We start from the raw sequence: 12830 nt of genomic DNA, 5'->3' as shown, positions 1-12830 counted from the left end.
TTGAGTCCTCTATACTAACTAATAGTCGAACAATGACTGTACTGTATATAATTTTTGTCTCATTTATTTCATCATAGACCAAATTGATACCAAAAAGTTTGTATCTCTAGGGCGATTTTTCCTGCGTGTCATTCTTGACCAATTTTATGTTAGATGCTTGAGCGACCGCTCGAGTCTCAAAATATTAAGTTTTTTTAAGTTTAGTTTTAGAAAGATATACTAGCCGATGTCTGTTCTCTCGTCAAGACTGCTAGAGAGTTGATCCTGAGGTAGCAGCTGTTACAAAAGCTTGACACAGGCTTTGATACCTTGAGAGTCACGTATAAAAGGAATCTTGCACCTGTGACCTCGGTTTGTATAGAAATTGTAGAGGGAAATCCACATCTGCGATCGCTACTCAGTTGGCACTTACAACAGGTAGGCTATCGAGTATATCAAGCAGCTAGTCTCTATCAAGCGCGAGACGTATTTTTAACGCGCCAACCCACACTAGTGATCCTCGATGCTGAATTAGCTGATGGTGACGGGACAGAGTTTTGCCGTTGGCTACAGCAACAGCAGCAACCACTGATTCTGATGCTATCTGCCCGCAACACCGAAGCGGATATTGTCACTGGCTTAAAAGCAGGAGCAGACGATTACTTGTGCAAACCCTTTGGGATGCAGGAATTTTTGGCGCGAATCGAAGCGCTGATTCGCCGTCAACGCACGCCAGCCGCACCAGCTTACTTGGACTACGGCACTTTGCAAATAGATCTAGTCCAGCGTCGCGTTTACTTCAAAGGTGAATACATCGACCTCACGCCTCAAGAATTTAGTTTACTTTACGTCTTGGCGCAAGCTGGAGGTTTACCCCTCAGCCGCTCCGAATTACTGCGGCGTGCTTGGCCCGATGCTATAGATAATCCCCGTACCATCGATACTCACGTCTTGTCATTGCGGAAAAAAGTCGAAATCGATCCGCGCCAACCGAGTTTAATTCAAACTGTACGTAACGTAGGGTATCGCTTCAACGCGGAAATTCTCAAAGCCAACAGCGTACAGCCAACCGACATTTCCCAACGCCAAACCGCAAATCACCACTCGACTTTAGAAGAAACGAGGGAGAAGTCAGAAGTCACAAGTCAAAAGTCAGAAGTGTTTTACTAGTAAGTCAAAAGCAGTGTAGAGACGTTACATGTAACGTCTCTACACTGCCTATCTGTCGCACAATAAGAAAGAGCAGTGGCATGAGATTGGGTTATGTCTTCAATTGGTGTGGCGGTAGTCGGAACGGGATTTGGACAAAAAGTTCATTTACCTGGGTTTAAGGCTCATCCTCGGACGCAGGTTGTAGCAGTGTATCACCGCGATCGCGACAAAGCTCAGGCGATCGCTCAAACTCATAATATTCCCCATGCGAGTTCTGCGCTAGAAGAAATTGTCGCTCTACCAGAAGTCCAAGCAGTTAGCATCTCTACCCCGCCGTTTCTACATTACGAAATGGCAAAAACAGTACTGCAAGCAGGTAAGCACCTGTTATTAGAAAAACCCACCACGCTCTCAGCTACAGGAGCGCGAGAACTGTACCATATAGCCAAAGCTAACAATCTCGTCGTGACTCTAGATTTTGAATATCGCTTCGTTCCCGCATGGCAAAGGTTAGCTGAATTACTAGCGGAAGATTATGTGGGTGAGAAACGGCTGATTAAAATTGATTGGTTGGTTCCCAGTCGCGCCGATGCTTCCCGCCCCTGGAATTGGTATTCTCGTAAAGATATGGGTGGTGGGGCTTTGGGGGCGCTAGCTTCCCATACTTTTGATTACATGAATTGGTTGTTTGGTGCAGTGCAAAAACTGTGCGCCCAGCTCAGTACTAGCATTCCTCAACGGCTCGATCCTCTGACGGGGGAAATGAAGCTAGTAGATGCTGATGACACCTGTATGCTGATGCTAGAGCTGGCAGACGGTACGCCTTGCCAAATTAATATTAGTTCGGCAGTGTATGCAAATCGCACGCACTCAGTAGAAGTGTATGGCGATCGCGGTACTTTAGTATTGTGCAGTCAAAATCAAAAAGATTACGTCCACGGCTTTCACCTCTGGGGTGCTTCCGCCGGACAACCGCCAGTAGAATTGGAAATTCCCATGCGGTTGGGATTTGACAAAACTTATACAGACGGACGCATCGCTCCATTTATTCGCGTGGTTAATCAATGGGTGCAAGGAATTGATAGCGGAGAATCCCTAATTCCTTCCATTCGCGAAGGTGTTTACTCGCAATTGTTAATGGATCTCAGCCATGCTTCTCACCAACAACGCAGTTGGGTAGACGTACCAGATTTAGATAAATATCTCACCAGAGGCTAAAGGTAACTATCTACATCGATTCATAATTAAATTGTTTCCATATATATAGCAACCTAGATGAATCGTGAAATCAATTGTCCGTGTAGAGACGTTACATGTAACGTCTCTACACGGGAAACTTTCATACCACAATATAAGTAAACCCACCCTTACATTACGAAGGTATTTGTAACGAAAAATTTATTTAAATTGAATTTTTTATAAAAAGTTTATATTCCTGCAAAATTAGCTCACATTAATTAAGATACAAAACGCGATCGCGCAGAGTTTTGTTTTGTCGAACATGATACACTTCCCTGAAGAATAAAGATTGAATTGTAGAGGTGGGTTTAATACTTTTCGGTTAAAACAAGATCCCCCCTAGCCCCCTTTTTAAGGGGGGAATAAAGTCTCATTAAACAAGAGGGAACAAAGCCCCCTTTTTAAGGGAGTTGGGGGATCTCCGAGAGCTTTGCGTTACTGACAGAGCAGACGTATTTTTTCACACATCACGGGAGCGACATTGAGATAATACCAAGATGGTCGATCGCCAAAAAATCAAAAGAGCGATCGCATCTCTATTGCTGCTCCCGTCATCAACTTAGGAGAAGTAATATGGTCATCGATTTTCAAGCTCAAGGTATCGATATCACCCGTTTAAAAGAACCAGCAATTCATACTTTTAATCAGATTCAACCGCATGGAATTTTAATTGTTTTAGCAGAACCGGATCTGACTATTTTACAAATTAGTAGTAATGCGATCGCTACGTTCGGAATTGCTGCCGAACAAATGTTACAAAGACCTTTATCAGAATTTATCGATCTTTTTCAGTTAGAAAGAATTCAGACTGGCTTAACCGCAACAGAAGATCTCGATATCATCAATCCCGTTAAGTTATGGGTACGAAAGAAAGGCGATGAATATTCTGTATTTGATGGCGTATTTCACCGCAATATAGAAGGATTTCTAATTTTAGAATTAGAACCAGCGCTAGCCCAAGAAAATATTCCTTTTCTCAGTTTTTACCACTTAGCTAGAGCATCTATTAATCGCTTAGAAGAAACTTCAAATCTCAGAGAGTTCTGTCAAATTATCGTCCAAGAAGTTCGCAACGTGACTGGCTTCGATCGCGTCATGTTGTATAAATTCGATAACGACGGACATGGTTCTGTCATTGCTGAAGAAAAACTCGATAGCATGGAACCATATTTGGGACTACACTTTCCTGAATCTGATATTCCCAGACCAGCCAGAAAACTATTTGCATCTAATTGGATTCGTTTAATTCCTGATAGTCGCTGCGAACCTGTAACCCTCGTACCAGCAATTAATCCAATTAGCAAAGAACCTACAGAACTGACGAATTCCATTCTTAGAAGTGCCGCAGCTTGTCATTTTGAATATTTACACAATATGGGTGTAGGTGCTTCGCTGACGATCTCGTTAATTAAAGACCAAAAACTTTGGGGTTTAATTGCTTGTCACCATCAAACACCCATGTATGTTTCTTACGAATTACGCAAAGCGTGCGAATTTTTGGGACGGATGGTCTTTTCTGAAATTGCTTCTAGGGAAGAAACGGAAGATTTTGCCTATCGGCGACAGTTGGCTTACGTGCAGTCAGCTTTAGTCGAATATATGTCTCAAGAAGAGAACTTTGTTGATGGTTTGATTAAACACAAACCAAACCTTCTCAACTTAGCTGATGCTCAAGGTGCAGCAATTTGTTTTGGCAATACTTGCACGACAATTGGTAAAACTCCCGTAGCAGAAGACTTAAATTTCTTAGTTCAGTGGCTGAAAAATAACGTTCAAGAAGAAGTGTTCTACACAGATTCTTTAGCGCAAGTTTATCCCGATGCAGAAAGATTCAAACATGTTGCTAGTGGTTTATTAGCAATTCCAATTTCTAAGCGCAATTACGTATTATGGTTCCGTCCCGAAGTGATTCAAACAGTAAATTGGGGCGGCGATCCTCATAATGCTTACGAATTGAATCAAGAGAATGGACTGCGATTGTGTCCGCGCAAATCTTTCCAATTATGGCAAGAAACAGTCAGTCTCACCTCTTTACCTTGGAAACAAGTAGAAATTAAAGCCGCGCTGGAACTAAGAAAAGCAATTGTCAATATCGTACTGCGCCAAGCTGACGAATTAGCACAATTAGCAGCTGATTTGGAAAGATCGAACGCTGAATTGAAAAAATTTGCTTACGTTGCTTCTCATGACTTACAAGAACCGCTAAATCAGGTAGCAAATTACGTCCAGTTGCTAGAAATGCGCTATCAATCGCAACTTGATGCAGACGCGAAGGAATTTATTAACTTTGCTGTCGAGGGAGTCAGCTTAATGCAAACGCTGATCGATGATGTGCTGGCGTATTCTAAAGTAGAAATGCAGGGAGTTGAGTTTGAACTGACGGAAGTTGATACGGCTTTAGACCGTGCTTTAGGTAATTTAAGACAACGCATTACCGAAAGTGGGGCGAAAATTAGCCGCGATCCATTACCAACTGTCATGGCAGATAGCACCCAATTGATGCAACTGTTTCAAAATTTGATTGGTAATGCAATTAAATTCCGCAGTGACAAACCACTAGAAATTCACATCTCGGCACAGCGTCAAGAAGAAGATGAGTGGCTGTTTGCAGTACGAGATAATGGAATGGGTATTGAACCACAATTTAGCGATCGCATCTTTGTGATCTTCCAACGCTTGCACCCACGAGACGAATATCCAGGTACGGGAATGGGTTTAGCAATCTGTAAAAAGATTGTCGAGTGTCACCGAGGACGAATTTGGGTGGAGTCGCAACTTGGGGCTGGGGCAACATTTTATTTTACGCTACCCGTAGGAGGGCGCGATCGTGAGCGGAGAAACGGACGCAAAGCACAAAACGATCTTTTTGGTAGAGGACAATAGAGCCGATGTCCGTTTAATTGAAGAGGCGTTAAAAAATAGTTCCGTACCGCATCAAGTGATGTCGGTGCGGGATGGAGTCAACGCGATCGCATTTTTGCGTCAAGAGGGCGAGTTTGTAAATGCACCTCGCCCCGATTTAATTCTGCTGGATCTCAACTTACCCAAAAAGGACGGGCGAGAAGTCTTGGCAGAAATTAAAGCCGATCCTCAACTCAAAAGCATTCCCGTTGTCGTCCTCACGACTTCTCGGAATGACGAGGATATCGCCCATAGCTACGCTTTACACGTCAATTGCTACATCACCAAATCTCGCAATCTCAGCCAATTGTTTCAAATTGTCAAAGGAATTGAAGAGTTTTGGCTCTCTACCGTTACGCTGCCATCACGATCTCCCAACTGAGTTAAAAAGGGGGCTAAGAAAAAGTTACACAGAGGCTTCTGGAAGCAAATTTACTTAAACAAAGGAGCTATTTCCCCCCTTTTTAAGGGGGTTAGGGGGGATCGAGATCTCGGATTTCAAGCACATAATTGCTAATGTAGGAGCATAGTTAGTATTTAGCCCAAACAATTATTGCTACTAAAGGAGGGGAAAAACCAGAAAGCTATGCTTGTCAGTTTAGTAAAAGTCTTGTTAATTGAAGATAGTTTGGCAGAAGCTAGATTTTTACAAGAGATTTTGCGGCAAGCCAATCTCAGGCACTTTCATTTGGTACACGTCAAACGCTTGGGAGATGCCCTAGCAGAACTCCAGAAAGGATTAATATCTTCACATCCTTACCATGCAGTTTTATTAGATTTGACTCTACCAGATAGCCAAGGGTTGGCATCTTTACCTCTCTTGCTGCAACAAGCCCCTAACTTACCGATAGTCGTTCTCACGAATACGAACGATGACGAATTGGCAATTGAGGCAGTGCGCCAGGGGGCGCAAGACTATTTAGTTAAACGGCAGATCGATGCTAAATTGTTGGTGCGATCGCTATGTTACGCGATCGAGCGCAAGCAGGCAGCATCAGCTTTACAAGCCAAGAATCAAGCCTTAGCAACCCAAGTACAAGAAAGTGCAGTTGAGTTAGATAAAGAGAAGCAACTCAATCGATTCAAATCTGAATTTGTTTCAATGCTGTCGCATGATTTTCGCAGCCCGCTGACAACTATTCTCTTAGCAACTGGATTGCTACAGAATAGCGACGAAAAATTAACTCAAAAGCAAAAACTGACTCATTTTCAACATATTAATGCTGCAATTAAAAATATGGCGCAAATATTGGACGAAGTGTCTTTAGCAGGTAAAGCTGAGGCAGGACAACTACAATGTCAACTTGCCTATTTAGATATTGAAGAATTTTGCCAAGAACTTATTGCAGAACTAGAACTGAGTGCAGCTAAGAAACAGATCGATCTGATTTTCACTTGTCAGGGGCAAGTAGAAGCAGCATTATGGGATGAAAATTTGCTGCGGCATATTTTAGGTAATTTACTCAGCAATGCAATTAAATATTCACTCGCAGGTAGTAGAGTACGGTTTAATTTAATTGCTCGACCGGAAATAGTAACTTTTCAGATTCAAGATTGGGGAATTGGTATTCCCAAAGCAGATTTACAACAGCTATTTCAACCCTTCCACCGTGCTAGCAACGTCGGGAGCAATCCTGGTACTGGCTTAGGACTTGCGATCGCCAAAAAGTGTATTGAGGCTTGCAATGGTGAAATTTTCGTAGAGAGTGAAGTTGGTGTAGGGACTACATTTACTGTCATTCTGCCCTTAGTCTTTGTAGCGAGCTAAATGCGATCGCGCTCGTTCGCAATAGAATTTAACAACTAATAACATATTCAAAAAAATAACTCTGTAGATAGATGTACTAATTCCATAGGTAGAGAACCAGCACGAAATTAGAGTATTGGTAACAAAGCCTACGAACCCATTCACCAAAGCCGAATAATCTAGCATCAAAAGGATTTTGCCGCACAACCCGATCTGACGCGGAAATTGCGATCGCACTTGCTGTAAAGTAACTCTCGTAGGCTAGATCGATGACACAAGCAGTTAAAAAACAGAAATTAAACAAAGTCGAACAAGCCAAAGCTAAGAAACATCCCTTATTACTCAAACAAGAACTAGCACACTTTGCCCAGATTGGCTGGGAAGCAATGGACGAGTTCGAGCGAGATTTCGGACTTAAGTGGTTGGGTTTCTTCCATCGTCCAGTGACTCCTGGTAAGTTTATGATGCGGATGCGGATACCCAACGGCATCTTAACCAGTACTCAAATGCGAGTACTTGCAGACATCGTGCAACGCTACTGTCAAGGTGCGGGATTTCAAGACCAGGGTAACGCAGACATTACCACGCGCCAAAACTTACAACTACGCGGCATCCGCATCGAGGATATTGCTAACATTATCAACCTATTAGCACAAGCTGGTCTAACCTGCGTCCAGTCAGGGATGGACAACGTGCGGAACATTACGGGTTCCCCTGTTGCAGGTATCGATGCCAACGAACTCATTGACACGCGCGGATTGTGCCGCATTCTCCAAGATGCCATTACTAACAACGGTGAAGGCAATCTCGAACTGAGCGATTTACCCCGAAAATTTAACATAGCTGTGGCTGGTGGTCGCGATAACTCGGTTCACGCCGAAATTAACGACCTCGGCTTGCTTCCAGCATATAAAAACGGGACACTAGGCTTTAACATCATTGTCGGTGGTTATTTTGCCCCCAATCAATATGTATCGGCGATTCCCCTTGATGCTTGGATTCCTCCCGAAGATGTGGTTGCTTTAACTTTGGCGATGATGATGGTCTATCGCGAAAATGGACCGAGGGAAAACCGCCAGAAGTGCCGCATGATGCATCTAATTAACCAATGGGGAATAGAAAAGTTTCGCGCTGAGGTAGAACAACGGTTCGGTAAACCGCTAGCTACAGCCGCAGAAAAAGATGAAATTGACTGGGAAAAACGCGACCATATTGGAGTTTATCCCCAAAAACAAACAGGATTAAATTATGTCGGATTGCACGTTCCTGTCGGTCGCTTGTATGCAAATGAAATGTTTGAACTGGCGCGAATGGCAGAGGTTTACGGCAATGGAGAAATTCGCCTCACCGTCGAGCAAAATTTAATTATTCCCCATATTCCCGATACACGTTTGAGTGCATTTTTAGCCGAACCTCTGCTAAAAGAGCGTTTTACAATTGAGCCAGGAATTTTAAATCGAGGCTTAGTTTCTTGTACTGGAAATGAGTTTTGCGGTTTTGCCATTATTGAAACTAAAAACCGCGCTTTAGCAATAGTTAAGGAACTCGAACAAGAGTTAATCTTAACTCAACCAGTGCGAATTCATTGGACTGGTTGCCCGAATTCCTGCGGTCAACCTCAAGTTGCAGATATTGGTTTTATCGGCACGAAAACGCGCAAAGACGATCGCACGGTGGAGGCAGTAGATATATGGATGGGTGGCAAGGTTGGTAAGGATGCCCACTTAGGTAAAGAGGTGATGAAACGGGTTGCCTGTGAAGATTTAAAATCAGTGGTGCGGGACTTATTGGTCGAACATTTTGGGGCAAAAATTAAAGAGGAAGCATTGGTAGGTTAGATCCCCCCAACCCCCCTTAAAAAGGGGGACTTTAGATCCCCCCAACCCCCCTTAAAAAGGGGACTTTGGTTAATTCATATGTAGGGGCGCACAGCTAGCTGTGCGCCCCTACCAGCCGACATTCAATCAAGGGGGGTTTAGATAGATGCGATCGCACCATTGCGTCGTTTATCTCCCGCACCTGAAATGATTCCCGACTCATCTTCCATGACTGTATGCACGCCGCCAAAAAACATATTCTGCTTGTTCCATAATAGGGATGTTTCATCAGCAGAAATTAAGTTAGCGATCGCTTCTTCATTCCACCCTGGTTCCAGATTCAAGACATTATCTTCCCAATGCAGGCGAGAACTATTCACAGCTAGATCTACAGGCATTTGAAAATCAATAATATTAGAAATAACTTGTAAAATAGCCGTTCTAATTCGCTTAGAACCACCAGAACCTAAAACAATTTCAGGGCGATTGTCTTTTAATACAATTGTGGGCGACATCATTGAAGAAATTCGGACATTTTCTTGCCATTGATGAAAACCATGTGGATTTATATCGTCCTCACCTAGCATATTATTTAGCATGATGCCCGTACCTGGAATAATGTAACCACAACCCTCTCCATTAGAAGTTGTGACGCTAGCGGCATTTCCTTCATCATCTACAACGCTAAGATGGGTAGTACTACCCCATTTATTCACAACTGAATTTAATTGCGATGCATATTCGGTAATTTGAGCAGCAGCTAAAAATGTTTCTGCTATATTAGTTTGATAAACATTAGTATCGTACTTTTCTTTTCTAGCGCGATCGGTTAATCGCATGACTGCTGTAAGAATTTGTAAGTGTAGCGGCGTACCAAAACCAATTTTAGATAAATCGAGTTGAGCCAATAATTCTAAAGCAAAAGCAATCAACATTCCTCCCGAACTAGGAGGTGGATTTGTTAATAGTGTATTCCCTCGATAGTTAATCGTCAGCGGTTCTCTTTCAATGACTTGATATTCTGCTAAATCTGCATCAGTTAAATAACCGCCATCGGTTTGACAATCTTTAATTAATTGTCGGGCAATATCTCCTCGATAAAACTCTTGCACCCCTCGTTCGGCAAGATAATTTAAAGTTGCGGCAAAATCAGGCATGAATAATTTATCCCCTACCTCCAGCAACACGCCTTGCGGCGCGTAAATTTGTCGTGCTGCTTTGGTAGCTGTCAAAATTGGTTGTAAAATTTGCCAGCAGTAAGTTTGAAACTCATTCACTTCTATACCATATTTAGCATAGTGAATTACTGGTTCGGTAACGACATAAAAAGGTAATTTACCTAACTTTTGTTGAACGTGATAAATACCACCAATATTTCCTGGCGTAGCGATCGCACCCAGTCCAATATGAAATTCTTGAATAGCATCGCCAAAGTTAACGTCTATTGGATAAAAATCAACTTCTTGTTGAGGTCTTTTATGAATCGGAGTTTGGGAAAAGAAATCAAATAAAATATTCTGATTGTTCTGAGTATGCGCTAACAGAAAACCTCCACCAGCAGCAGAAGTCAGCGATGATTCGGTGACAAATGAAGCTAAAACAGCAGCGGCGGCTGCATCAAAAGCATTCCCACCCAGGCGAAACATTTCAATTCCTGCTGCGGCGGTTCTTGCATCTCCAGCCGCGATCGTACCGCGTGTAACCTTGCCCATGTTTGCAGACTACCACAAAAGAAGTCGTAAGGGCGGGTTTACCTATAATTTCCGTTCAGTACAAAGTTTTTTGGTAAACCCACCAGTACAGAAGTCAGAAGTTAAAAAGTGTGATTCATTACAGTTTATAGTACACTACATACGAGAAAATAAAAATGCTAATGAGTATTTAGCAAAGGAAAAACCAATTTACTAAAAATTAGGTCAAATAATACTTTTAAAACTGCTACTTACTTTCTATTTGCTGATAACTGATAACTGATAACTGATGAATCCCTGCTGGGTATTAGAGCGAGTTGGAAATGGCGCGATCGCGGCTGTAGCTTTACATGACGGTCATGATGTCAGGCAGGAAGTTGCAGATTTAATGGTCATCAGCGAAGCCGATCGCTGGCGAGAAGAAGACCCATTTACGGCGGCTTGGACGACGATCGCAGATACGCAAATTGTGGTAAAGCGATCGCGGTTTGAATTAGATCTCAACCGTCCTAGAGAAAAAGCAGTTTATATTGACCCCAGAGATGCATGGGGTTTGGAAGTTTGGCAATCCGTACCATCAGCTGAAATTCTTGCCCGTTCCTTAGCTGAATACGATACTTTTTATGCTAATTTAGAACGAATTTTTAGAGATTTAGAACGCCGTCACGGACGTTTTGTTGTATTTGAACTGCATACTTACAATCATCGCCGTTTGGGACGGGATGCTGAACCTGCCGATCCGAGATATAATCCAGAAATCAATTTAGGCACTGCCACGCTGGATCGCGATCGCTGGCATTCTATCATCCAAAGTTTTCTCTCGGATCTTCGCAACTTTGATTTTTTGGGAAGGCAACTTGACGTAAGAGAAAATGTCAAATTTTACGGCGGACATTTTCCTACTTGGGTACATCAAAAGTTTCCTGATTCTGCTTGCGTCCTCTCGATTGAAGTTAAAAAGTTTTTTATGGATGAATGGACGAACGAAGTAGATTTAGAGCAATTAGAAGCGATCCGCCACGCCTTACAATCGACTGTACCAGGGATATTGAAGCAGCTAGCGGTAGAAACCAGACGAAAATATTAAATTTGCTAATTTAGAGGCTAGTTGCGATCGCGATTCGAGTCAACGGCGGACTTAGCCTGTGTAGTCGCGAATTCTATTCGCTCAATCTCTTCGTATTACAAACAGTAAATAGTCAGGTAGGAATTCACCTACCTGACTGAGAATTTATCCGATATTAACTTTCACAACCTTATTCTTTTCTTCTTCTGCTTTCGGTAATGTGAGAGTTAGAACGCCATTTTGATAGTTAGCTTGGACGTTTTCATGCTGAATTCTCGTTGGCAGTGGAATGACGCGACGGAACGAACCATAACGAAATTCAGAACGAGTTACACCTTTTTCTTCAGTCTTGGTTTCAGATTTACGTTCGCCGCTAATTGCAACAGCTTCAGATGTTACTTGTACGTCTAAATCTTTAGCTTCCATTCCAGGAACTTCGAGTTTCAGGTGAATTGCTTCTGGTGTTTCTTGCAATTCAGCTGCGGGTACGAACGCCATCCCACCATTACCACCAGTGCGAGGTGACAAGCTGTCAAACAAACGGTTCATTTCTCTTTGTAAGCTGCCAAATTCGCGGAATGGTTCCATTTCAAATTCGCGGAATGGTTCCCAACGTACTAGTGCCATAATTACCTCCGAACTTTGCTGTATCTCTAGCTAATGTGTGTTAACTGAATTTCCGACTCAACAGCTGTTTATTTATCGGGGGTTGACTTTTCTCAACCCAATATTAGGCTACCAAAGGCACTCATTGAGGGATGTTCGGTTCTTTGCCTATGTCGTGTTCTTCTTCCCGTAATTGTGACAGGGTAGGGGCGCACAGCTGTGCGCCTCTACTGCTCATTTCGGTTTACACAAATATGCTGTAGGTTCTAAAACCCAAATTGAAAATCCTTTAGGGGTTTTAACAATTAAAGCATCGTTGCCTTTTTCTTGAAGCTTATTAATTACACTTAAGGCTTTTTCTCTATCTTTAACTGACTTAAAAAAACTATAGTATTGCTTATTGACTATAATTGCAGCCATCCGCTCATCTGATTCTGATATACCAATATGGCAGGTACAGTATTCACCTGGGGAGAGAAATGGATTATTTTTAAAATCGCGATTGGAAAGAGATGACATGGTAGGTTGCATAATTTTTTCTGTTATCTATTGACCCAGCAGAGGATAAGTTACAGATAGCTATTACCTGAAAATAAATTTCGTTCATATTATTACAATATGTAAATTTAGCC

General features: G+C 42.5%; 10 protein-coding genes. 7 read left to right on the top strand and 3 right to left on the bottom strand.

Annotated elements, in window-relative coordinates; all coding sequences use genetic code 11:
• Nucleotides 1-342: 342 nt before the first annotated feature.
• From DSM107010_RS07545 to DSM107010_RS07520, 6 genes are all read left to right on the top strand, one after another.
• Nucleotides 343-1149 carry a response regulator transcription factor gene (locus tag DSM107010_RS07545; RefSeq protein ID WP_015157297.1) on the top strand — a complete coding sequence of 269 codons (807 nt, stop codon included), beginning with the start codon at nt 343-345 and terminating at the stop codon, nt 1147-1149.
• 93 nt (nt 1150-1242) lie between these two features.
• On the top strand, nt 1243-2349 hold the full coding sequence (locus DSM107010_RS07540; protein WP_106167446.1) for a Gfo/Idh/MocA family protein: 1107 nt from the start codon (nt 1243-1245) through the stop codon (nt 2347-2349).
• 594 nt (nt 2350-2943) lie between these two features.
• Entirely contained in the window at nt 2944-5253 is a 2310-nt protein-coding gene (locus DSM107010_RS07535) for a sensor histidine kinase (protein WP_106167447.1), read from the top strand.
• Nucleotides 5198-5653: a response regulator gene (locus DSM107010_RS07530; protein ID WP_106167448.1), complete on the top strand. Its 456-nt coding sequence runs from the start codon at nt 5198-5200 to the stop codon at nt 5651-5653. Before DSM107010_RS07535 ends, DSM107010_RS07530 begins: the two co-directional genes overlap by 56 nt.
• 204 nt (nt 5654-5857) lie before the next feature.
• Complete coding sequence (locus DSM107010_RS07525; protein WP_106167449.1) at nt 5858-7039, top strand: hybrid sensor histidine kinase/response regulator; 1182 nt, start codon at nt 5858-5860, stop codon at nt 7037-7039.
• A 248-nt stretch (nt 7040-7287) separates the two neighbouring features.
• Complete coding sequence (locus tag DSM107010_RS07520; protein ID WP_127022700.1) at nt 7288-8856, top strand: ferredoxin--nitrite reductase; 1569 nt, start codon at nt 7288-7290, stop codon at nt 8854-8856.
• A gap of 137 nt (nt 8857-8993) precedes the next feature.
• Here DSM107010_RS07520 and ggt read toward each other — a convergent pair whose 3' ends face one another.
• Nucleotides 8994-10547 (bottom strand): gamma-glutamyltransferase, encoded by a 1554-nt coding sequence (gene ggt, locus DSM107010_RS07515; RefSeq protein WP_127022697.1) that lies wholly within the window; start codon nt 10545-10547, stop codon nt 8994-8996.
• Between the two features lie 268 nt (nt 10548-10815).
• On the opposite strand from ggt, the gene DSM107010_RS07510 reads away from it, so the two are divergent.
• Nucleotides 10816-11613, top strand: a complete 798-nt coding sequence (locus DSM107010_RS07510) for an N-formylglutamate amidohydrolase (protein WP_127022694.1) — start codon at nt 10816-10818, stop codon at nt 11611-11613.
• A gap of 144 nt (nt 11614-11757) precedes the next feature.
• Here the strand turns inward: DSM107010_RS07510 and DSM107010_RS07505 are convergent, their stop codons facing one another.
• Both DSM107010_RS07505 and DSM107010_RS07500 read right to left on the bottom strand, forming a co-directional pair.
• Nucleotides 11758-12219, bottom strand: coding sequence for an Hsp20/alpha crystallin family protein (locus DSM107010_RS07505; protein WP_015157289.1), 462 nt, complete (start codon nt 12217-12219; stop codon nt 11758-11760).
• Between the two features lie 213 nt (nt 12220-12432).
• On the bottom strand, nt 12433-12729 hold the full coding sequence (locus DSM107010_RS07500) for a hypothetical protein (protein ID WP_106168225.1): 297 nt from the start codon (nt 12727-12729) through the stop codon (nt 12433-12435).
• Nucleotides 12730-12830 lie beyond the last annotated feature (101 nt).

Source organism: Chroococcidiopsis cubana SAG 39.79 (assembly GCF_003991895.1).
GTDB classification, from domain to species: domain Bacteria; phylum Cyanobacteriota; class Cyanobacteriia; order Cyanobacteriales; family Chroococcidiopsidaceae; genus Chroococcidiopsis; species Chroococcidiopsis thermalis.
This window is presented reverse-complemented; position numbering and strand designations above follow the sequence as displayed.

What these genes read in the sequence shown, in the direction of transcription:
- DSM107010_RS07500 (WP_106168225.1), bottom strand. Translation starts at nt 12,729, where the DNA reads ATGCAACCTACCATGTCATCTCTTTCCAATCGCGATTTTAAAAATAAT.
- DSM107010_RS07540 (WP_106167446.1), top strand. Translation starts at nt 1,243, where the DNA reads ATGTCTTCAATTGGTGTGGCGGTAGTCGGAACGGGATTTGGACAAAAA.
- DSM107010_RS07535 (WP_106167447.1), top strand. Translation starts at nt 2,944, where the DNA reads ATGGTCATCGATTTTCAAGCTCAAGGTATCGATATCACCCGTTTAAAA.
- ggt (WP_127022697.1), bottom strand. Translation starts at nt 10,547, where the DNA reads ATGGGCAAGGTTACACGCGGTACGATCGCGGCTGGAGATGCAAGAACC.
- DSM107010_RS07525 (WP_106167449.1), top strand. Translation starts at nt 5,858, where the DNA reads ATGCTTGTCAGTTTAGTAAAAGTCTTGTTAATTGAAGATAGTTTGGCA.
- DSM107010_RS07505 (WP_015157289.1), bottom strand. Translation starts at nt 12,219, where the DNA reads ATGGCACTAGTACGTTGGGAACCATTCCGCGAATTTGAAATGGAACCA.
- DSM107010_RS07520 (WP_127022700.1), top strand. Translation starts at nt 7,288, where the DNA reads ATGACACAAGCAGTTAAAAAACAGAAATTAAACAAAGTCGAACAAGCC.
- DSM107010_RS07510 (WP_127022694.1), top strand. Translation starts at nt 10,816, where the DNA reads ATGAATCCCTGCTGGGTATTAGAGCGAGTTGGAAATGGCGCGATCGCG.